The organism is Nocardia thailandica NBRC 100428, from assembly GCF_000308795.1.
Lineage (GTDB): Bacteria > Actinomycetota > Actinomycetes > Mycobacteriales > Mycobacteriaceae > Nocardia > Nocardia thailandica.
Window position 1 is genome coordinate 1 of sequence record NZ_BAGK01000220.1, and the last position, 19087, is coordinate 19087.

Below are 19087 nucleotides of genomic sequence, written 5' to 3' on the forward strand. Positions count from 1 at the left end.
GGCACCGGATGCGCCTCCAGTTCCAGCTGGTGGAAGATGGATTCGGCGATGTTGTTGTTACCGCGCCAGTCGGTCGCGCGCTCGGCGTGGGTGAACTGGTCCATGTAGTGCCCGCCGCACTCGCGCGCCAGCCGCTGCGCCTCGGTGTACATGTCGGGGGCGCGCTCCACGAAATGACAGCGCCCGCCCTGCGCCTCGATCAGCGCGACCTTCTGCGGGGAGGTCTTGGCGGGCATCACGGCGACGAAGTCCAGGCCGAGCAGCTTGGCGAAGTACGCCTCGCTCACCGCGGTCGATCCCGAGGACGCCTCGATGATCGTGGTGTCCGGCCCGACCCAGCCGTTGCACAGCGCGTAGAGGAACAGCGACCGCGCAAGCCGGTGCTTGAGGCTGCCGGTGATGTGGGTCGACTCGTCCTTGAGATAGAGCCGCACCGGCCACGACGCCGGGAGCGGATAGCGGAGCAGGTGCGTGTCGGCCGACCGCTGCGTGTCCGCGTCGATCAGGCGGACGGCGTTGTCGACCCAGTCGCGCGGGGTGCTGCGATCGCAGTACTGCACCGGTCAGCTCCCGTCCTCGTCTCCCCGCAGGCGGGCCCGCAGCTGGGCCTTGTCCTGCCTGCGCCGGGCGTCGACGACGGCGATGTCCTCGTTGACCTTGGCACGCAGCTTCTTGAACAGGGTCAGCGACAGCGGCATGGCCACGATCAGGGCGAACAGTACCGCGATGATCAACGGCACCTCGACCCCGACGAGCTTGGCCACCAGCACGATGACCGCCGCGATGACCACGACCAGGCCGAGCCGAGCCACGGTGTACAGCGCCAGGTTCCGGGCGAGGCGCTTGCCCGCACCCGCCGCCGGACCCTGCTGACCTGTCGTTTCACTCACCCGATCACCCTAACTCGCGCACCGGAGGCGCTCCCGCCTCCCCCACGCCCGAGGCGTGCGGTTCCTCCGTTTTGTCTATTACTTCCTCTTTACCAACAGTAGGTGGTTCGACTACGTGGGGGTCGCAGTGCGACGATGGCGCCAACTGATGAGGGCACTGTCGAGAACGGAGAGGTTAGCTATGACTGCGATCACCGTCGGCGGCCAGGACACCCTGCTGACACCGGGCCAAGTGGCTGCGTTGTTCCACGTCGACCCCAAGACCGTGACCCGCTGGGCGCATGCCGGGCGCCTCGGTTCGCTGCGCACCCCGGGTGGGCATCGCCGGTTCCGCGAATCCGAGGTCATGCAGTTGCTGAAGTCGCTCACCACCGAGGCGACCCCCCGCTGACTTCCGCCGACGGCCGCGGCCCGGGTTTCGCCCGGGCCGCGGCCGTCCGCGAAGAATTCACCTTTTCGTCACCGATGCGCGCCTTGCGCGAACACGGCTACTCTCTTCATTGAGGAGGTGGCGACGTGACGTACCTGGTAGCTCTCATCGCGATCACGGCGATCGCCGTGCTCTGCTGGAAGGCCTTCGGCCCCCGACCGGGCGGGCCCTCGGCCCCGCCGACGGGCCGCAAGCCGATTCTGGGACCGGACGACGACCCCGATTTCCTGTGGCGACTGTCCCGCGAACGCCGTGACGGACCCTCGGGCCCGAACCGGCCGGACGGTTCGTGACGCCGCACACACACCCCGGTGTTTTCCCCAAATAGCCCGGTGGATAACGTAATACGGTGATCGATCTGCAGCAGACCTCCGCTCCCACCACCTGGCGCGACGCTGACGGTGCCGCAGTCGGATTCACCGAGGCCAGGGCCGCCTGGGTCGAGGCCGCCCACGAGCTGCTGGTGGAGACCGCCGGTCGTTTCAACAACTTCGTCGTCAACACCGATCTGGCCGAACAGATCCAGGAGCGCTCCGGCATCCGCACCCGGGTGAAGTGGCAGCACTGGCTCTCGGTCGTGCTCGACCGCGTCACCGAGCGCTGCCACCGCGACAACGAGCCGCCGCTGAGCGCGCTGTGCGTGCGCAAGAACCAGACCATCGGCACCGGCTACCGCTACATCCTCGAGGTGGCGGGGCTGCCGATCCCCGACGACCTCGAGATGCACGCCGCCGCCGCCCGCTGGCAGTGCTACCAGCACTACGCCACCGACCTCCCCGCCGACGGCGGCCTGCCGACGCTGCCGCCGAAGGTCGCCGCCGTGCGCAACCGCACGTCCGAGCAGCTCGCCGCCACCGAGGCGGCCGCCGAGCCCGCGCCCCGGCAGACCGCCACCTCCCGCGCCCGGGTGACCACCCCGAAGCCGGAGGTCGTCCGCAAGCCGGTGTGCGTGGAGTGCTACATGGAGCTGCCCGCCAGCAAGGTCTGCTACTACTGCGGCTGATCGCGAGGCGCCGGTCGCCCGGCGCCAGGTGGAACATGTTCTAATTTGTGGGCGGATCGACCACATCAGGAGGACGTGATGGCGACAGGGCAGCGCGTGAGCGGCCGCGGCGTCGGGGCGGCACGGCTGTCCACCGCCCGGTTCGGCCGCCGCGTGAACGACACGACCTCGGTGCCCGCGGGCCGGATGGTCGAGCTGCCCGGACGCGGGCGCACCTACCTCGTCGACATCCCCGGCCCGGCCGGCGCGCCGACCGTGATCCTGCTGCACGGGCTGGTCACCACCGCCATGCTGAACTGGTTCCCGGCCCTGGCCGAACTCTCCCAGCACTACCGCGTCGTCCTCTTCGACCAGCGCTGGCACGGGCACGGGATCCGTTCCCCCCGCTTCGATCTCGACGATCTCGCCGACGACGTCGCCGCCGTCGCCGCGGTGACCGGCGCGGACCGGCCGATCCTGGCCGGGTACTCGATGGGCGGCATCGTCGCCCAGTCCGTGGCGCACCGCCATCCGGACCTGGTCGGGGGGCTGGTGCTGTGCGCCACCACCTACCGGTTCCGGGAGAAGATGCGGGAGCGGCTGTTCCACGGCGGCATGGGACTGCTGGCGGGCGCGGTCGGCACGACGGCGGGCAAGCGGGTCGCGCGGCTCGGCGCCCGGTTGCCGCATCTGCCGCAGATCGCGTGGGAGCCGGGACGGATGGACCGGTGGGCGCTGCGGGAACTGCGCACGATCAACGGCTGGGCGATGACGCGGGCGATCGCCGAACTGGGCCGTTTCGATTCCTCGCCGTGGCTGGACACCCTGACGGCGCCGACGGCGGTGGTGATCACCACCCACGATCGCGCGCTGCCGGTGTACCGGCAGCTGGAGATGGCGAAGATGATCGCGGGGGCGGAGATTTTCCTGGCACCGGCCGGACACGCGGCCTGCGTACTCGAGGCGGACGCCTTTGTCCCTGTGCTCCTCGAGGCCTGCGCGGCGGTCGCCGCCCGGCGGGAGAACTGACGCGCGATCAGCGCTGGGCGTGGGCCGCCTTCAGCAGGATCGCGATGCTGTCGTGGACGGCGGCGGCCATCCGGTCGAGATCGGGGACGAGGTCGCGGCAGGCGATGAACCCGATGTCGAGATCGCCGTTGGCCGACAGGACGGTGACGTTGAGCCCGGCGCCGTGGAACACCGGCCCGAACGGGTACATGGCCTCGACCCGGTGCCCGAGGAAGTACAGCGGCAGCGGCGGCCCCGGCACGTTGGAGATCACCAGGTTGTGCACCACCGGGTGCCGTTCGGCGAGATCGAGCGAGGAGTAGGCCCGCACGGCGAGCCGGAAGGTGTTCGGCGGCGCGTACTTCGCCCAGTCCTGCAGGAAGTCGGCGCCGATCAGGTCGTGCTCCTCCTTGGCGCCCCGGTTGGCCGCCGCGATGAGGCCCAGCCGTTCGACGGGGTCCTCGACCTCGGTGTAGAGCTGGGCGAACAGGGTGGAGACCTTGTTGACGCCGCGCTCGTGCCGTGACGTCGCGTGGGTGGAGACCGGCACCGAGGCGATGAGCGAGGTCGGCGGGAGTTCGTCGTGGTCGAGCAGGTACTGCCGCAGCGCGCCCGCGACGACGGTCAGCACGACATCGTTGACCTTGGCGCCGAAGGCCGCCCGGATCTCCTTGATGTCGGCCAGGTCCGCGGTGGTGAAGGCGATGGCGCGGCGGGCCGTGATGGTGCGGTTGAACGGGGTGCGCGGCGCGGTGAACGGCAGCGCCATCCCGCGCTTGCCGACGCGACGCCGCTGGACGAGCCCGCCCAGTTTGCGCACCGTCTGTGGCACCATGCCGACCATCCCCAGCCTGCCCGGCAGCCGGACCAGGCCCTCGGCCGCCAGCCGGATGTCGTGCGGAGTGCTTGCCACGGCGGGCTTCTCGGCCGGCGGTTCGGGATAGCGCACGCCCGGTTCGGCATCGCACAGGTACATCATCATGTTGGTGCCGGTGATGCCGTCGACGGCGGCGTGGTGGTACTTGGACACGACGGCGACCCGGCCGTCCGCGAGTCCCTCGACGACGGTCATCTCCCACAGGGGCCGGTCGCGGTCCATCGGCCGCGCGGCGATCTCGGCGACCAGCTCGGCGAGTTCGCGGTCACCGCCGGGGGCGGGCAGGCCGTCCCGGTGGACGTGCCGGTCCAGATCGAAATCGGTGTCCTCCACCCAGACCGGGTGATCCAGGTCGAAGGGCACGTGACGCACGCGCCTGCGCATGGTCGGCACCAGGGGCAGGCGCCGTCCCAGTTCCGCTTTCAGCGCGGCGAAGCTGTAGTCGGTGCCGTCGGCGGCCGGATCCAGGATCAGCAGCGCGCAGACGTGCAGCAATTGGGTGTCGGTCTCGAGATACAGGAAGCTGGCATCCAGCCCGGTCAATCGTTCCATACCCATAGCCTATTAGAACACGTTCTAGTTTTCCGGTCGAGCGTGCTGGGAGTTCGGTCACAGACCGACCGGTGTGCAGCGTTCGTCCGCGGCGGAGCGGGCTCAGCGGCCCGGATGCCGCAGCTGTTCGGCGATCGAGCGAACCCTCGCGAGAGTGATTCCCGTGCGCTGTTCGACCGCGAGCGGATGCTCGGTCGGTTCCAGTTCCACCGTCGGCCGGATGCCGACGGGCCGGCTGTGCACGCGCGTCTTCAGGTTCACCGTGGCGGGCTCGTAGAGCGGCAGTTCCGTGGACAGCCAGCCGAAACTGGGCGGTTCCTCGGCCCGGGCCGGGTCCTCCCACATCGTGGTCATCCGGTCGAAACTCGCGCGGCTGACCGAGACCCACACACCCCACTCGAAATCCTCGTCGGCGTCGGTCACCGGAAGCACGAGCCGGCCGCGCACGAAGAAGTGCTCCCCGCCGATGACGCACTGCTCCGACCCGAGCACGTGGCCGGGGTCGTCCGCGAATTCGGGCCGCCAGTAGGCGGGCGCCGGGCTGCCGTACGCGAACGGCAGCTCGCCGTGGTCGGCGCCGCAGCGGGTGCAGAGAGAGGTCGGATCACCGGACATGCCGTCAGGGTACGGCGGCGAGCGCGCCACACTCCGCCGCCACCTTGCCCGGCGGCCCCGGCCTGCGCCGCTCGGCCACCAGCGCGACGACGACGCGCGCCGGAACGGACACGCCGAAGTCGAGACAGTCCTCCTCCCCGACCGCGATCAACGCCGCGCGCAGATGACCCGCGACATCGTCGACGCCCTCGGCACCTCGTGGTGGAAGTCCAACGCGGTGTCGTCGTCGAAGCGCCGTATCCCCCAGTGCCCCTCCGGTTTTCTAACAGGAGTGTCCGACGGAAAGGTCAGTCGGGAGTCCGGAGTCGTAGATCGCCAACACGTCCGTCGCAGCCCGCAGCGTCCGCACGACCGACTCGGCGGGGGACGCCAGCAGCTGTGGATAGTCGACCTCGCCCAGGCCCGGGGCGGCCCGCCACGCGAGCCGTTCACCCGCCAGGGAGAACTCGGCGGCCACACCATCCTTGTTGCCGCGCGGATCCTGGCGATGCCACGCCCCGCCCAGATACACGGCGATCAAACCGTGCAGGACGTGCCCGTCGCCGTGCGCGAGACGCTGATACAGAGCGCGGTGGGTATCCCGCAGATCCGCAGCACGGCGGCCAGGAGATGGGATTTGGCGTAGCAGAGGCCGACTCGCTCCCGGAGCACCTCGGACGCGGTCAGGGTGACGCGCGGATCGCGGGCGTCGTAGGAGTGCGCTATCTCGTCGCGGACCCACTCGTAGGCCGAGCGGGCGAAGGCGGTGTCGTCGGCCGCCCGCCGGCGCAGGCCGCCGGCGAGGTCGAGTACCGCCGGGTCGTCGAGCTGGACGATCTCGTCCCCGCCCAGATACCGCGACGGGGGCAGCGCCGACGGAACGAAGGGACGACTCACCTCCGTCACTGTAGCGGCCCGACGACCCGCGCCGTGCCGGTGGCCGCGAGCAAGAGCGCACCGCGTGGCGGGGACCGGACCCCCGATGACACCGGGCGGCAGGGCGTTTCGACGGTCAGCCGTCGAGCGTGTGCTCGGGCTGGCAGACGTGCAGCGGGGACGGGAGATACCGGACGACGGCGTCCAGGATCGGCGCGACGTCGTCGCTCGCGGGGGCCGGGTCGCACAGCACGGGCGCCGCCTCGCCGAGGTGGGTCAGGCGGCGGACCCGGTCGGACAGGTCCGCGGCGCAGAGCTCGCGCGGGCCGGGGGCGGCGATGCCGTCCTGTTCGCAGACGGCGTCCACCAGGTCGCGATACCGCCGTTCGGCGACGGGCCAATGCCCGCCGAAGAACTCGGCGGCCAGGGGCGCGAGCGCCCACATGCCGATCAGGTCGATCACCCCGGCGAACTCCGCGCCGACCCCCATCGGGCTGTGCAGGAGCAGCGGCACCGCCCCGCGGATACCGGCGATGGTGCGCACGCACCGGTCGACGTCGGCCGCGGCGTGGTCGATGTCGGTCACCAGGCACAGCCGGGCGACCTGATGATCGTCGGCCATCCGCAGGATCGCTTCGAGCCGGGGTTCGTGCCGGCTCGCGGCGTGCGCGAGCGTGACCACGCCGTCCGCGACCCGGATGGCGCGCTCGAGGTCGGCGCTCGGCGCCCGGGCGGACAGTTCGGCGAGGTGGATCGTGTGCTCGACGCCGTCGACCGACCACCGGATCGGGCCGGGCCCGGCGCGTCCGCCACACAGCCTGCGGCGCAGGCGACCCGTCTCGTCGGGGTCGCCGACGAGCGTGACGTTGCAGATCGTCCGCGGGTCGATGGCGGCGGCGCCCATCGGTCCTCCAGATCGCCTCGAGGTCGTGGCCTGCGGTGGGTGACGCGGTCCACCGTAGCGGCCGCGGCGGTGCGGCGGTGCGGGTTTCGCCACCAAACTAGAACGTGTTCCTATATCGTCGGCCGTGTGCAGAAAGAACAACGCCCCGCGGTAGCAGGCTGGTTCACTGCGGACGACGGCGCGGTGCGTCTCGAGGGAAGTCGCTGCGACGTCTGCGGCACGCCGTACTTCCCGCGGAACACCCTCGCCTGCCGCAACCCGCAGTGCGCGGCCCCCAAGGACGGCTCCGAACTGGCCGACTACCAGTTCTCCACCCGCGGGCGGATCTGGTCCTACGCCGACGCCCGATACAAGCCGCCCCCGCCGTACGTCTCCCCCGACCCCTTCGAGCCCTACATCGTCGCCGCGGTGGAGCTCGAGGTCGAGAAGATGGTGATCCTCGGCCAGGTGGTGCGCGGCATCTCCGTCGACGACCTGGCCGTCGGCATGCCGGTGGAACTCACCGTCGGCGTGCTCTACGAAGACGAGGACGCCGAACACACGGTATGGATGTGGAGGCCCGTCGATGCCTGATCGCGATATCGCCGTCCTCGGTGCCGGGATGCACCAGTGGGGCAAGTGGGGACGCAACTTCGTCGAATACGGCCTGGTCGCGGCGCGCGCCGCGCTGGCCGACGCCGGGATCGACCACCGCGACGTCGGCTACATCGCCGGCGCCGACACCATCCGCAACGGCTACCCCGGCTTCGTCGCAGGCGCGACCTTCGCCCAGGCCCTCGGCTGGTCCGGTGCGCGGATCTCCAGCAGCTACGCGGCCTGCGCCTCGGGCGCCCAGGCCATCGCCAACGCGCGGGCCCAGATCCTGGCCGGGCTGACCGACGTCGCCCTGGTGGTCGGCGCCGACACCACACCGAAGGGCTTCTTCCAGCCGGTCGGCGGCGAACGCCGCGACGACCCGGACTGGCTGCGCTTCCACCTGCTCGGCGCGACCAACCCCATCTACTTCGCGCTCTACGCGCGCAGGCGGATGGCGCTCCACGGCGCGACACTCGAGGACTTCGCCGCGGTCAAGGTCAAGAACGCCCGCCACGGCCTGAACAACCCGTACGCCCGCTACCGCAAAGAGGTCTCGGCCGAGGACGTCGCCGCCTCGGCCATCGTCTCCGACCCGCTGCGCCTGCTCGACATCTGCGCCACCAGCGACGGCGGCGCGGCGCTCGTGCTGACCTCCATGGACTACGCGCGCAAGCATGGCGTCGCCGAACCCGTCCGCATCCGGGCACTGTCGACCGTCACCCCGACCTTCCCGAAGACCGTGCTCGACCTGCCGGACTTCGCGACGGACTCCGCCGTTGCCGTCGAGGCACCCCAGCGCCCGTTCCGCTCCGCCCTCGCCGACGCCGCCTACGAGGAGGCGGGCCTCGGCCCCGCCGACCTGTCGCTGGCCGAGGTCTACGACCTGTCCACGGCGCTGGAACTCGACTGGTACGAGGACATCGGCCTCTGCGAGACCGGCGGCGCCGAGGAACTCCTCCGCAGCGGCGCGACCACCCTCGGCGGCCGCGTGCCGGTCAACCCCAGCGGCGGCCTCGCCTGCTTCGGCGAGGCCATCCCCGCCCAGGCCATCGCCCAGGTCTGCGAACTCACCTGGCAGCTACGCGGCCAGGCCGACGGCCGCCAGGTCACCGACGCCCGCGCGGGCATCGCCGTCAACCAGGGCCTCTTCGGCCACGGCTCCGCCCTCATCGCCACCGTCTGATCGCTGTCTCACGAAAACCCGGGCCGAGCCCGGGTTTTCGTGTTTCCGCGACAGCGTGGGCTGCCCGTAGACCGCGCGGCAACGGTGATTGTCGGTTGCGTCGTGAAGTATGCGGTTCATGAGTTACGACCTCCTGGTCTGGGACGGCCCCCGACCCGACAATGCGCAGGATCTGCGAGACACACTCGACAAGATCGGCGAACGGCATGCGCGAGACAGGAAGCCCGACGCACCCAGCGCGACGATCGCGGAATTCGTCGCGGCCCTTCTTCGCCGCTGGCCGGACGTCGAAGTCCCTGGCAGCCCCTGGGCGGCCTCGGGGACGGGGCACGCAGACGGCTCGATCCTCGATGTACATATCCGGTGGGGTCGCGAGCACGAGGTGTCGGAGTTCGTCGCCGGGTTGGCGCAGGTGTTCGGCCTGGTCTGCTTCGACTGCCAGCAGGGAGAATTGCGGCCCGAACCGGTGCGCTGAGGCACACCGCCTCGCTCAGCGATTCGAGCCCACTCCCCAGCGTCCCGGCCTACCGCTCGGGCCGATGCACCCGCTCACGAGCAATACCGACTGAGGCCGGTACCGCCCGACGCGCGGGTCGAGCGCTTCTACGACAGTCCGGCGTAGCTGTGCAGACCCGAGATCACCATGTTGATGATGAAGAGGTTGAAGAGCATCGCGACGAAGCCGGCGACGTTGATCCAGGCGGCTTTCGTGTCGCGCCAGCCGGAGGTGGCTCGGGCGTGGAGGTAGGCGGCGTAGAGGACCCAGGCGATGAAGGAGCAGGTCTCCTTGGGGTCCCAGCCCCAGAAGCGGCCCCAGGCGGCTTCGGCCCAGATGGCGCCGAGGATGACGCCCGCGCCGAAGAGGGGGAAGCCGATGATGGTGGTCTTGTAGGCGAGCTGGTCGAGGGTGCGGGCGTCGGGGAGCTTGCGGGCGACCGCGCCCCAGAAGTTCGGGGACTCCTCGCCCTCGGGCTGGCGCACGCGGTACAGGAACAGCAGGCTCGCGATGCCGGAGACCAGGAACACGCCGGAACCGATGCTGACGATGGTGACGTGGATCGGCAGCCAGAAGGACTTGAGCGCGGGGACGACGGGGGCGGCGTCGGCGTAGAGGACGGTGCCCGCCAGGAACATCAGGATGAGCACCGGCACCAGCAGGAAGACCCACATGGAGCGGTAGCGCTGGTCGCGCAGGAAGACCAGGCCGATCACCACGGCGGCCGCGGTGGCCATCATGACGAACTCGTACATGTTGCCCAGCGGGAACCGGTGGGTCGCGAAGCCGCGCAGCACGATCGCCGCGATGTGCAGGACGACGCCGACGAACAGCACCGAGAACGCCATGTTGCCGAAGCGCTCGGCGCGCGACGGGCCCGCGGGGGTGACCACGCGGCCGGGCAGGTTCGGGTCCGGCGCGGGGCCGCCCGCCATGGCGGGCTCGCGCGCGACGATCTGCTTGGTGCGGGCCGAGGCGTACTGCACCAGCAGCAGCACCGTGGCCAGCGTGTAGATCGCCATGGCCGACATGAAGGCGAAGTCGCTGTAGCGCGACAGCGTCTCGTCGATGGGCATCAGTTCTCCGTTCCCGCGTCCAGCAGGCGTGTCCGCAGCCGGCCGAATTCGCCGCCCCAGCCCGCCTGATCGGTTCTGGCCAGCCCACCCAGCTCTACTACGGTGCGTCGTTGATCCACGGTACTCCCCCCGTCCGCCTCGGGGTACGCCCGGATCCAGATCCGGCGGCGCTTCACCAGCAGCGACACCAGCAGGCCCGCCATCATGGTCAGCGCGGTGATCAGCACCCACTGCTGGGCGGGATCGTGCGAGACCTGCAGGTTCACGAATTCCTTCGCGCCGTCGAAGGTGACCTTGGTGCCGTTGGGCAGGGTGGTCGACTCGCCGGGACGCAGGTTGACCCGCGCCTCCTTGGCCAGCCTGCCCTGCTTGATCATCTCGGGGTCGAGCGCGAACAGCGACTGCGAACGGCCCGTGTCGAGGCCGGTGTTGCCGCGGTAGATGTCGACCGCGACGGCCGGGTCGTCCATCCGGGGGAAGGCCGAGGTGAGCAGGCTGCCGTGGAACAGCGCGGTCGGGGCGAACAGGCCCTCGATCGCGATCTGGTTCTTGGTGCGCTCCTCCTCCGTGGCGTACATGCCGCCGGGCGGGTCGACGCGCAGCACGCCCGAGGACAGGAAGGTGCGCGCGTCGTCCGGGCGCCACTGGATGGTCTCGGTGCGGGTCTGCCCGTTGGGGAAGGTGACCGTGAACGTCGGCGCGAAGCCGTGGCCCTGCAGGTAGACGCGGTCACCGGCGACGCGGAGCGGATGGTTGACGGCCAGCTCGGTGCCGCGCCAGGTACCGGTGGTCAGGTCGTCGCCCGCCTGGTACTCGATGTTGGAGGTGAACATCTCGGCCTGGCCGGTCGCCAGGTAGTCGGCCTTGAAGTCCTTGACCCGCACGCACAGCGGGGTCATGCCGGTGCCGTCGTTGACGTTGCCCGCGCGGAAGGAGTCGAACGCCGCGGGCGAGGTCGAGCAGAAGCCCGGCCCGTTGTCGGCGATCACGATGACGTTGCCCTCGTACCCGAACAGCTTGCCCACCGCGATGGCCACCAGCAGCCCGCACAGCGACAGGTGGAACACCAGGTTGCCGACCTCGCGCAGGTAGCCCTTCTCCGCCGACAGCGTCACCTCGCCCTCGCGGGTGCCGGGGCGGACCTCGGTGCGCCAGCCACGCAGCTTCGCCCGCGCCTCGTCGACGACCCGCGCGGCCGGGGTGTCGACGGTCTCGCGGGCGTGATGCGGCAGGCGGCCCAGGTTGCGCGGCGCGGGGACCGGCGGGGTGCGCAGGGCGCGGAAGTGATCCCAGGTGCGCGGCAGGATGCAGCCGACCAGGGAGATGAACAGCAGCACGTAGATCGCGGTGAACCAGAAGCTGCCGAACACGTCGAACAGCTCGAAGCGGTCCATCCACGGCCCGAGGGTCGGGCGGTCGGCGATGTACTGGTCGACCTTCTGCGCGTTCAGGCTGCGCTGGGGCAGCAGCGCCCCCGGGATCGCGGCGAGGGCGAGCAGGAACAGCAGCACCAGCGCGGTGCGCATGCTGGTCAGGCCGCGCCAGCCGTTGCGGACCAGCGCCCAGGCGCGACCGAGCGGGGACTGCCGGTGCGGGGGCTTGGGCGCGGGGGTCTCGGTGGGGGAATCGGTGACGGTCATCAGATCGGCAGAACTACCTCGGAGACGAAGGAGTCGCGCACCCACGCCACGAACTGGTCCCAGGCCCCCGTGACCAGTGCGACGCCGACGGCGACCATGAGCAGACCCCCGGCCACCTGGATGGCCCGGGAGTTACGGCGCAGCCAGCCGACGCCGCGCAGGGCGCCCGCCGAGCCGAAGGCCAGCACCACGAACGGCAGTCCGAGGCCGAGGCAGTACGCCACGATGAGCACCACGCCGCGCACGGCCGTCGTGCCCTCGGTACCGGCCGCCACCGCCATCACGCCCGACAGCGTCGGGCCGAGGCACGGCGTCCAGCCGAGGGCGAACACGCCGCCGAGCAGCGGCGCGCCGAGCAGGCCCGCGATGCGGCGCGGTTCCATGCGGGTGTCGCGCTGGAGCGCCGGGATCAGGCCGATGAAGGCAAGGCCCATGACGATGGTGACCACACCACCGACGCGCTGCAGCAGCTCCCGGTTCACGTTGAGCGTCTGGATGACGCCGAACACGGTGGCGGTGGCCAGCACGAACACCACCGTGAACCCGGCGACGAACAACCCGGCGGCGCCCGCCACCCGCATCTTGCCCCGGCGCGCCTCGGTCTTCGTGGCCGAACGCGCCTGGCCGACCGTGGCGGGCGGCGCCTCGGCGCCGACGAGCCCGGCCAGATACGAGAGGTAGCCCGGCACCAGCGGGACCACACAGGGGGAAGCGAACGACACCAGTCCCGCCAGCAGACAGGCACCCAGCGCCAGCAGCAGCGGACCCGAGGCCGCTGTCTGCTGGAAGGAATCTCCGACTGCGGCGAGAGGCATCAAATCAGTCCTCGCCCGCCTCACGCTCGTCGCGCGGCAGCGAGAGCTTGCGCTCGGTGTCGGCGGCCTCGCTCGGATCGAAATCCAGCAGGCCGGCACCGGCGACACTGCGCGGCACGGTGGCGATTCCGGCCCAGCGGTCGTCGACCGCCCAGCCCGCGCCTACGCGGCGCGCGCCCTGGCGGGGACGGCAAGCACTCAGGTTTCCGGGACGACGGGTACGGGTCACAGCTTCTCCTCGGAGGCGATGCGCTCCACCACGGGCTGTAGGTCCTCGGCCAGTAGGGAGCGAAGGTAGACCGCGGCGACCCGGTGCTGACGATCCAGGATCAACGTGGTCGGGATGACACTGGTCGGAAAGTTCCCGCCGAGCGCTAGCAGTGTCCGCATCGACGGGTCGTAGATGGACGGGTACTCGATCTTGTTGTCCACCACGAAATCCTGGGCCTTGTCCTTTTGCGGATCCCGCACGTTGATGCCCAGAAATGCGACGCCCCTGTCCTTGGTCGCCGCGTACACCTTTTCCAGCGCGGGTGACTCGGCACGGCACGGACCGCACCACTGACCCCACAGGTTGATCACCACGACCTGATCCGGGAAGTCGTCGACCGAGACGGTCTTCCCATCCTTCATCAGGTCGGGGCCGGACAGTTTTCCGATCGTCCCCCGTGCGGCGGGCGGATCGTAGAAGATCTCCGTCTTACCACCGGGTGAGACGAATTCGAAGGTGCCGCCGCCGGTTGCTACCGCATCGGTACCACCCGCACAGCCGGCCAGTGCCGCGACGACCGTGAGCCCGGTCAGCGCCGCGAGGATCGCCCGCAGCCGATGGCCGCGGGCGGGTCGAACGTGGGATAGCTCGCTCATGCGCTGAGCCAACCGGCATGATCGGGGCGGCCTGCGTGGTTACGCAAGCTACCGCCTCCGGCCGCTGACCCGCTCATGCCCCGTGCACCGACGGGTCCGAGGCCCCGGCGGGCTCGGAGTAGACGATGTCGACGAGGGTGTCGCCCTGGTAGACCAGCGAGGTCAGCGAGGCGAGCGAGCACTGGCGGGTCCGCGGGTCGTGCCACAGGCGCTGACCCTGCAGGAACCGGCGCAGCGTCCACACCGGCAGCTGATGGGAGACCAGCACGGCCTCGTGCCCGGCCGCCTCGACGCGCGCCTTGTTGACCGCGGCCAGCATGCGGTGCGCGATCTGCAGGTACGGCTCGCCCCAGGACGGGGTGAACGGGTCGCGCAGCTTCCACCAGTGCCGCGGCTTGCGCAGGGCGCCGTCACCGACGGAGACCCGAAGGCCCTCGAAGGTGTTGCCCGCCTCGATGAGGTTGTCGTCGGTGCCGACGATCAGGTCGTGGGCCGCGGCGATCGGCGCGGCCGTCTCCTGGGCGCGCTGCAGCGGGGAGGCGATCACCAGGGAGATGTCGTGGTCGGCCAGGGACCGGGCGACGGCGGCGGCCTGCGAACGACCGGTCACCGAGAGGCTGAAGCCGGGCAGCCGGCCGTAGAGGATGCCGTTGGGATTGTGCACCTCGCCGTGGCGCAGTACGTGCACGATCGTTTCGACGGTCGACGGGTCGGCCTCGACGGTCGGTGGGGTGGCCACGGCGTCGAGAGCTGGCTGGTCGGCTTCGGAGCTCACGCTGAGAATCCTTCGGGGGTTGCGGCCGCGGCCGCATGCGCGGCGGCGGGCAGAGCGGCGGCGATTCGGTCGAACGCGTCCTCGTCGAGCGCCGCGGAGACGAACCACGCCTCGTACGCGCTCGGCGGCGCGTACACGCCCGCGTCGAGCAGCGCGTGGAAGAAGGCGGGGTAACGCCAGGTCTGGCTCGCTTTGGCGGCGGCGTAGTCGGTCACCGGACGCTCGGCGAAGAACACGCTCACCATATTGCCTGCGAACTGGACCTGATGCTGCACCCCGGCCTCGGACAGCGCTTTCCCGAGCAGATCGCCGAGCCGGTCGGCGTTGCGATCCAGTGCCGCGTAGACCGCGTCGTCGGCGGCGCGCAGTGTGGCGAGGCCCGCCGCCACCGCGACCGGGTTCCCCGACAGCGTGCCCGCCTGGTAGACGGGGCCGAGCGGGGCCAGGTGGTTCATGATCTCGGCGCGACCGCCGAACGCCGCGGCGGGCAGGCCGCCGCTCATCACCTTGCCGAAGGTGTAGAGGTCGCCCGCCACGCCCTCGCGGCCGAACCAGCCCGCCTTGGACACGCGGAAACCGGTCATCACCTCGTCCATGATCAGCAGCGCGCCGTCGGCGGCGGTGAGTTCCCGGAGTCCGGCGTTGAAGCCGGGCAGCGGCGCGACCGCGCCCATGTTGCCCGCGGCGGCCTCGGTGATGACGCAGGCGATCTGGCCGGGGTGCGCGGCGAAGGCCGCGGCGACCGCGTCGAGATCGTTGTAGGGCAGCACGATCGTGTCGGCGGCCTGCGCGCCGGTGACGCCGGGCGAGGTCGGCAGGCCGAGAGTGGCCACCCCCGAGCCGGCGTCGGCCAGCAGGGCGTCGACGTGGCCGTGGTAGCAGCCGGAGAACTTGACGATCTTCGAGCGACCGGTGAAGCCGCGGGCCAGCCGGACCGCGCTCATGGTGGCCTCGGTGCCGGAGTTGACCAGGCGGACCCGCTCGACGGGGTCGACCCGGGCGGCGATGGCCTCGGCCAGCTCGATCTCGGCCTCGGTCGGCGCGCCGAAGGACAGGCCGCCGGTGGCCGCGCGCTGGACGGCCTCGACGACCGCGGGGTGGGCGTGGCCGAGGATCATCGGGCCCCACGAGCAGACCAGGTCCACGTAGGAGTTGCCGTCGGCGTCGGTCAGCGTGTAGCCCCGCGCCGAGGAGATGAATCGGGGGGTGCCGCCGACCGAATGGAAGGCCCGCACCGGGGAGTTGACACCACCGGGAATCACCGAAGCGGCCCGCTCGAAGAGCAGGCTGGACGTGGGCACCGCGGCCCCGGTCACGCGCGGAGGATAACTCACGACGTCCAGTGTCGCAGCCCCTCCGGGTGGACCGGACGAGAGGGGGGACCCGAGTGACCCAGACCGCAGCGACTTACCGGCGACACGCCCGACACGCCGCCGGATTCGGGGAGTAAACCCCCGTGGCGGGCACCTCGGCCGACGCGCCCGCGGGCACCCGGTTCGCGCGGAGAACCGGCTGCGCGAGGTCGGTCAGCGGCGCCACCGACCGGCCGGGACTAGGTGTACATGCACGGCACGGACGCGGACAGCGTGTGCAGCTGGCACATGATGCCGTTGTAGATCGCGCCCGAGCCGGTCTCGGGGGCGATCGCCACGACCTGCTCCCCCGCGGGCTCCAGCGGCAGGCCCGCGGCCTGGGCGGGCGCGGCGGCCAGGCCGAACGCGGCCACGGCACAGGCGGAAACGATGAGCTTGTTCACGACGTTCTCCTTCGCGCTCGCCCACCGTGGGCGAGCGTGACGAATGGTAGCCGGAACATGAACGGGCTCAAATGAATTCGTCGATGGCATCATGGCGATGCGGGGACGGTATCGCCGTACTGCGCGCGCGGCGGGACGGGCGGCGCGGGCGGCGCCGGTTCCGCGCGGCTCGCCAGCCGCGCCACCGCATCGATCAACAGGATTCCCCCGGCGACGACGGCGACGGTCGCCAGCAGCAGCCACGGCGGGAGATAGCGGGTCGCCTCGTAGCCCGGCACGTCGCCCGCGGGCGCGACCACGGTGACCAGCAGGCCCTCGCGCCAGGCCGGGACCGCGCCGGCCAGGCAGGCCAGGGCCACGACGATCTCGATCGGGGCAACCAGGATCCGGCGACTCATACCCCTCAGCCTAGGACGTTGGGCACCAGCACCAGGACGACGGTCACGATGGCGAACACCACCAGCAGACTCAGGAACACCAGGTCACGTCGTAGTCCGTGTGGCTGGTTGATCACCACGCGCATCGTTGCCTCCATCGCCCCCGGAGCCCACATCGTCCGGTCACCCGGACAACCCCTCGTCCGCTGTGACCACCCTCACCATACACGCCGGGATGGCGAGGTTGGCGCGCTACGTCCGGCTAGCCGGTGTTCACCGGCGGTTCAGCAGGAAGTAGCGAGTCGAGTCCGGGCGGTAACTCAGGTAGGCCGCGCCGACCGCGAGCACGCCCTGCACGATCGACGCCGCACCCGCCACGATCATCGCGACGCCCTGCACCGAGGCGAAGGCCAGCAGGGTGGCCACCGTGCCCATCGCCATCCAGATCGCGACCACGGTCAGCACCGTGCGCGCCCACAGCTTGCCCCGGCCCAGCTGGAAGGCGAACAGGGCGGTGAGGCAGGCCAGCCCGACCGCGAGCAGCCCGGCGATGCCGAACGCGAACGCCAGCATGAGGTCGACCGTGCCCTCGGGCACCGTCGGATCGGACTTGCGCAGGTCCTCCAGCATCGTGGCGCGCATGTCGCCGCGGGTGCCCCAGAGCACGGCGATGCCCGCCAGCGCCTGGACCACGCTGAGCCCGGCCACCCCGTACCAGAGCTGACGGGCGGTCCCGATGTCCTCGGGCATGGGCGGCTTCTCCGGCGCAGGCGGGACCTGGGGCGGCATGGGGGGAAAACTCATCGGCGGGTGACTCACAGCCAGTGCGCGGCCTCGGTGGCCCAATAGGTCAGCACGATGTCGGCGCCCGCCCGGCGGATGCCGAGCAGCGACTCGAGGATCGCGCCGCGGCGGTCGATCCAGCCGCGCTCCGCGGCGGCGGTGATCATCGAGTACTCGCCGGAGATCTGGTAGGCCGCGACCGGCACCGGGGAGCGGTCGGCCACGTCGCGCAGGATGTCGAGGTAGGACATGGCGGGCTTGACCATGACGATGTCGGCGCCCTCGGCGAGGTCCAGGTCCAGTTCGCGCAGCGATTCGCGGCGGTTGGCCGGGTCCTGCTGGTAGGTGCGGCGGTCGCCCTCGAGCGACGAGCCGACGGCCTCCCGGAACGGGCCGTAGAAGGCGGACGCGTACTTGGCGGCGTAGGCCAGGATGCCGGTGTCGATGTGGCCGACCGCGTCGAGACCGCGGCGGATCGCGCCGACCTGGCCGTCCATCATGCCGCTGGTGCCGAGCAGGTCGGCGCCCGCGTCGGCCTGGGCCAGCGCCATGTCGACGTAGCGGTGCAGGGTCGCGTCGTTGTCGACGGCGCCGTCGGAGCCGACGACGCCGCAGTGGCCGTGGTCGGTGAACTCGTCGAGACAGGTGTCGGCCATGACCACGGTGTCCGCGCCGACCTCCTCCTTCAGCGCGCGCAGGCCGCGGTTCAGGATGCCGTCGGGATCGCTGGCCGCGCTCCCGGTGGCGTCCTTGTCCTCGGGCAGCGGGACGCCGAAGAGCATGAGGCCGCCCACGCCCGCGGCGACCGCCTCCGCGGCGGCTTTGCGCAGCGAGTCCATGGAGTGCTGGTAGACGCCCGGCATGGAACTGATCTCGCGCGGCTCGTCCAGCCCGTCGGCGACGAACATCGGCAGCACCAATTGCCGCGGCTGCAGCGTGGTTTCGGCGACGAGCCGGCGCAGCGCGGGCGTGCGGCGCAACCGCCGGGGGCGGTCGAAAGCGGTCATATTCGGCACGATACGCCTGTCCGGAGGGCGCGGGCGCGGCCGGTGCCGGGGACCCGCCCGGCACGCTGTGGCGCATCATGGACGGTGTGTTCGACTTCACCGCACGCCCCGGCCGCCGGGTGGACGAGGCGGCCCTGCGCGCGGCCGCAGACGAGGGCAATCTGCTGGCGATGCTCCAGCTCGCGCACCTGCGCCACACCGCGGGAGACCTGCGCGACGCCGAGATCTGGTACACCCGCGCGGCCGAGGCGGGCAGCACGCCGGCCATGGTCGAACTGGGCGGGGTGCTCTACGAACGCGGCCTGGTCGGCGAGGCGATCGGCTGGCTGTCGGCCGCGGCGGGCGCCGGCCACCCCGAGGCGGCGCAACGGCTCGGGGTGCTCTATCTCGAGCGCGGCGACGTCGACCGGGCCGAAGAACAGTTCCTGCCCGCCGCCGAGGACGGGTTGCCCGAGGCGCTGTGCAACATGGGCGTGGTGGCGGCGCGGCGCGGCGATCACCACGCGGCGCGGCACTGGTACGAACGGGCCGCCGAGCGCGGCGATCCCACCGCGCTGCGCACGCTCGGCCTGCACGCCGCACAAGCCGGGCGGATGGAGCGGGCGGTCGAGCTGCTCACCGAG

General features: G+C 71.1%; 27 protein-coding genes. 8 read left to right on the top strand and 19 right to left on the bottom strand.

The annotated features are described in order from the left end of the window. Together ON36_RS25150 and ON36_RS25155 are read right to left on the bottom strand one after the other, a co-directional pair. On the bottom strand, positions 1-560 hold a 560-nt coding region (locus ON36_RS25150), incomplete at its 3' end, for a PLP-dependent cysteine synthase family protein (RefSeq protein ID WP_043658517.1). Positions 561-563: 3 nt separating this feature from the next. Then, positions 564-890, bottom strand: a complete 327-nt coding sequence (locus ON36_RS25155; RefSeq protein WP_043658518.1) for a DUF4229 domain-containing protein — start codon at positions 888-890, stop codon at positions 564-566. Positions 891-1071: 181 nt separating this feature from the next. Between ON36_RS25155 and ON36_RS25160 the strand changes: the two genes are divergently transcribed. From ON36_RS25160 to ON36_RS25175, 4 genes are all read left to right on the top strand, one after another. Further along, positions 1072-1281, top strand: a complete 210-nt coding sequence (locus ON36_RS25160; RefSeq protein ID WP_043658520.1) for a BldC family transcriptional regulator — start codon at positions 1072-1074, stop codon at positions 1279-1281. 125 nt (positions 1282-1406) lie between these two features. Next, positions 1407-1613 (top strand): hypothetical protein, encoded by a 207-nt coding sequence (locus ON36_RS25165; RefSeq protein ID WP_043658522.1) that lies wholly within the window; start codon positions 1407-1409, stop codon positions 1611-1613. Positions 1614-1669: 56 nt separating this feature from the next. Next, the gene (locus ON36_RS25170) at positions 1670-2323 is read left to right on the top strand and encodes a hypothetical protein (protein ID WP_052314331.1); all 654 of its coding nucleotides are present in this window, start codon (positions 1670-1672) and stop codon (positions 2321-2323) included. A gap of 78 nt (positions 2324-2401) precedes the next feature. Continuing rightward, positions 2402-3331 carry an alpha/beta fold hydrolase gene (locus ON36_RS25175; RefSeq protein ID WP_083885397.1) on the top strand — a complete coding sequence of 310 codons (930 nt, stop codon included), beginning with the start codon at positions 2402-2404 and terminating at the stop codon, positions 3329-3331. A 7-nt stretch (positions 3332-3338) separates the two neighbouring features. Here the strand turns inward: ON36_RS25175 and ON36_RS25180 are convergent, their stop codons facing one another. From ON36_RS25180 to ON36_RS25195, 6 genes are all read right to left on the bottom strand, one after another. Beyond that, on the bottom strand, positions 3339-4739 hold the full coding sequence (locus ON36_RS25180) for a WS/DGAT/MGAT family O-acyltransferase (protein WP_043658524.1): 1401 nt from the start codon (positions 4737-4739) through the stop codon (positions 3339-3341). Between the two features lie 102 nt (positions 4740-4841). Then, positions 4842-5354 carry a DUF2199 domain-containing protein gene (locus tag ON36_RS25185; protein ID WP_083885399.1) on the bottom strand — a complete coding sequence of 171 codons (513 nt, stop codon included), beginning with the start codon at positions 5352-5354 and terminating at the stop codon, positions 4842-4844. A gap of 4 nt (positions 5355-5358) precedes the next feature. After that, positions 5359-5505 carry a hypothetical protein gene (locus ON36_RS35020; protein WP_157225000.1) on the bottom strand — a complete coding sequence of 49 codons (147 nt, stop codon included), beginning with the start codon at positions 5503-5505 and terminating at the stop codon, positions 5359-5361. A 111-nt stretch (positions 5506-5616) separates the two neighbouring features. Continuing rightward, entirely contained in the window at positions 5617-5874 is a 258-nt protein-coding gene (locus ON36_RS35920) for a hypothetical protein (protein WP_218001232.1), read from the bottom strand. Further along, complete coding sequence (locus tag ON36_RS35925) at positions 5871-6230, bottom strand: transglutaminase-like domain-containing protein (RefSeq protein ID WP_218001233.1); 360 nt, start codon at positions 6228-6230, stop codon at positions 5871-5873. The genes ON36_RS35920 and ON36_RS35925 overlap by 4 nt, the downstream gene beginning before the upstream one ends. Positions 6231-6345: 115 nt before the next feature. Next, positions 6346-7113, bottom strand: coding sequence for a translation factor GTPase family protein (locus ON36_RS25195; protein WP_043658526.1), 768 nt, complete (start codon positions 7111-7113; stop codon positions 6346-6348). Positions 7114-7239: 126 nt separating this feature from the next. On the opposite strand from ON36_RS25195, the gene ON36_RS25200 reads away from it, so the two are divergent. The 3 genes from ON36_RS25200 (at position 7240) to ON36_RS25210 (ending at position 9347) form a co-directional block, all read left to right on the top strand. Further along, positions 7240-7686 carry a Zn-ribbon domain-containing OB-fold protein gene (locus ON36_RS25200; protein ID WP_043658528.1) on the top strand — a complete coding sequence of 149 codons (447 nt, stop codon included), beginning with the start codon at positions 7240-7242 and terminating at the stop codon, positions 7684-7686. Then, the gene (locus ON36_RS25205) at positions 7679-8872 is read left to right on the top strand and encodes a lipid-transfer protein (protein ID WP_043658529.1); all 1194 of its coding nucleotides are present in this window, start codon (positions 7679-7681) and stop codon (positions 8870-8872) included. Before ON36_RS25200 ends, ON36_RS25205 begins: the two co-directional genes overlap by 8 nt. Positions 8873-8990: 118 nt before the next feature. Further along, the gene (locus ON36_RS25210) at positions 8991-9347 is read left to right on the top strand and encodes a hypothetical protein (protein ID WP_157225001.1); all 357 of its coding nucleotides are present in this window, start codon (positions 8991-8993) and stop codon (positions 9345-9347) included. Between the two features lie 128 nt (positions 9348-9475). On the opposite strand, the gene ccsB is transcribed toward ON36_RS25210, so the two are convergent. The 11 genes from ccsB to hemB form a co-directional block, all read right to left on the bottom strand. Then, complete coding sequence (gene ccsB, locus ON36_RS25215; RefSeq protein WP_043658533.1) at positions 9476-10444, bottom strand: c-type cytochrome biogenesis protein CcsB; 969 nt, start codon at positions 10442-10444, stop codon at positions 9476-9478. Then, positions 10444-12084, bottom strand: coding sequence for a cytochrome c biogenesis protein ResB (gene resB, locus ON36_RS25220; protein WP_043658534.1), 1641 nt, complete (start codon positions 12082-12084; stop codon positions 10444-10446). The genes ccsB and resB overlap by 1 nt, the downstream gene beginning before the upstream one ends. After that, entirely contained in the window at positions 12084-12899 is an 816-nt protein-coding gene (locus ON36_RS25225; RefSeq protein ID WP_043658535.1) for a cytochrome c biogenesis CcdA family protein, read from the bottom strand. The genes resB and ON36_RS25225 overlap by 1 nt, the downstream gene beginning before the upstream one ends. 4 nt (positions 12900-12903) lie before the next feature. Continuing rightward, complete coding sequence (locus ON36_RS35025; RefSeq protein WP_157225002.1) at positions 12904-13128, bottom strand: hypothetical protein; 225 nt, start codon at positions 13126-13128, stop codon at positions 12904-12906. Beyond that, positions 13125-13766, bottom strand: coding sequence for a TlpA disulfide reductase family protein (locus ON36_RS25230; RefSeq protein WP_174377609.1), 642 nt, complete (start codon positions 13764-13766; stop codon positions 13125-13127). Before ON36_RS25230 ends, ON36_RS35025 begins: the two co-directional genes overlap by 4 nt. Positions 13767-13839: 73 nt before the next feature. Beyond that, a complete protein-coding gene (locus ON36_RS25235; protein ID WP_043658536.1) occupies positions 13840-14505 on the bottom strand; it encodes a histidine phosphatase family protein in 666 nt (221 codons plus the stop codon). A gap of 32 nt (positions 14506-14537) precedes the next feature. Continuing rightward, on the bottom strand, positions 14538-15857 hold the full coding sequence (gene hemL / locus ON36_RS25240; RefSeq protein WP_043658537.1) for a glutamate-1-semialdehyde 2,1-aminomutase: 1320 nt from the start codon (positions 15855-15857) through the stop codon (positions 14538-14540). A 236-nt stretch (positions 15858-16093) separates the two neighbouring features. Beyond that, positions 16094-16297, bottom strand: a complete 204-nt coding sequence (locus ON36_RS25245) for a hypothetical protein (protein WP_043658538.1) — start codon at positions 16295-16297, stop codon at positions 16094-16096. Positions 16298-16386: 89 nt separating this feature from the next. Beyond that, positions 16387-16695 (bottom strand): hypothetical protein, encoded by a 309-nt coding sequence (locus ON36_RS25250; protein WP_043658540.1) that lies wholly within the window; start codon positions 16693-16695, stop codon positions 16387-16389. A 252-nt stretch (positions 16696-16947) separates the two neighbouring features. Then, positions 16948-17424 (bottom strand): hypothetical protein, encoded by a 477-nt coding sequence (locus tag ON36_RS25255; protein ID WP_052314333.1) that lies wholly within the window; start codon positions 17422-17424, stop codon positions 16948-16950. Between the two features lie 65 nt (positions 17425-17489). Beyond that, positions 17490-18464, bottom strand: coding sequence for a porphobilinogen synthase (gene hemB, locus ON36_RS25260; protein ID WP_043658544.1), 975 nt, complete (start codon positions 18462-18464; stop codon positions 17490-17492). 77 nt (positions 18465-18541) lie between these two features. On the opposite strand from hemB, the gene ON36_RS25265 reads away from it, so the two are divergent. Beyond that, on the top strand, positions 18542-19087 hold a 546-nt coding region (locus tag ON36_RS25265), incomplete at its 3' end, for a tetratricopeptide repeat protein (protein WP_157225003.1).

What these genes read in the sequence shown, in the direction of transcription:
- ON36_RS25205 (WP_043658529.1), top strand. Translation starts at nt 7,679, where the DNA reads ATGCCTGATCGCGATATCGCCGTCCTCGGTGCCGGGATGCACCAGTGG.
- ON36_RS25210 (WP_157225001.1), top strand. Translation starts at nt 8,991, where the DNA reads ATGAGTTACGACCTCCTGGTCTGGGACGGCCCCCGACCCGACAATGCG.
- ON36_RS25185 (WP_083885399.1), bottom strand. Translation starts at nt 5,354, where the DNA reads ATGTCCGGTGATCCGACCTCTCTCTGCACCCGCTGCGGCGCCGACCAC.
- hemB (WP_043658544.1), bottom strand. Translation starts at nt 18,464, where the DNA reads ATGACCGCTTTCGACCGCCCCCGGCGGTTGCGCCGCACGCCCGCGCTG.
- ON36_RS25195 (WP_043658526.1), bottom strand. Translation starts at nt 7,113, where the DNA reads ATGGGCGCCGCCGCCATCGACCCGCGGACGATCTGCAACGTCACGCTC.
- ON36_RS25255 (WP_052314333.1), bottom strand. Translation starts at nt 17,424, where the DNA reads ATGCCCGAGGACATCGGGACCGCCCGTCAGCTCTGGTACGGGGTGGCC.
- ON36_RS25250 (WP_043658540.1), bottom strand. Translation starts at nt 16,695, where the DNA reads ATGAGTCGCCGGATCCTGGTTGCCCCGATCGAGATCGTCGTGGCCCTG.
- ON36_RS25160 (WP_043658520.1), top strand. Translation starts at nt 1,072, where the DNA reads ATGACTGCGATCACCGTCGGCGGCCAGGACACCCTGCTGACACCGGGC.
- ON36_RS25225 (WP_043658535.1), bottom strand. Translation starts at nt 12,899, where the DNA reads ATGCCTCTCGCCGCAGTCGGAGATTCCTTCCAGCAGACAGCGGCCTCG.
- ON36_RS25230 (WP_174377609.1), bottom strand. Translation starts at nt 13,766, where the DNA reads ATGAGCGAGCTATCCCACGTTCGACCCGCCCGCGGCCATCGGCTGCGG.
- ON36_RS25175 (WP_083885397.1), top strand. Translation starts at nt 2,402, where the DNA reads ATGGCGACAGGGCAGCGCGTGAGCGGCCGCGGCGTCGGGGCGGCACGG.
- ON36_RS25180 (WP_043658524.1), bottom strand. Translation starts at nt 4,739, where the DNA reads ATGGAACGATTGACCGGGCTGGATGCCAGCTTCCTGTATCTCGAGACC.
- ccsB (WP_043658533.1), bottom strand. Translation starts at nt 10,444, where the DNA reads ATGCCCATCGACGAGACGCTGTCGCGCTACAGCGACTTCGCCTTCATG.
- resB (WP_043658534.1), bottom strand. Translation starts at nt 12,084, where the DNA reads ATGACCGTCACCGATTCCCCCACCGAGACCCCCGCGCCCAAGCCCCCG.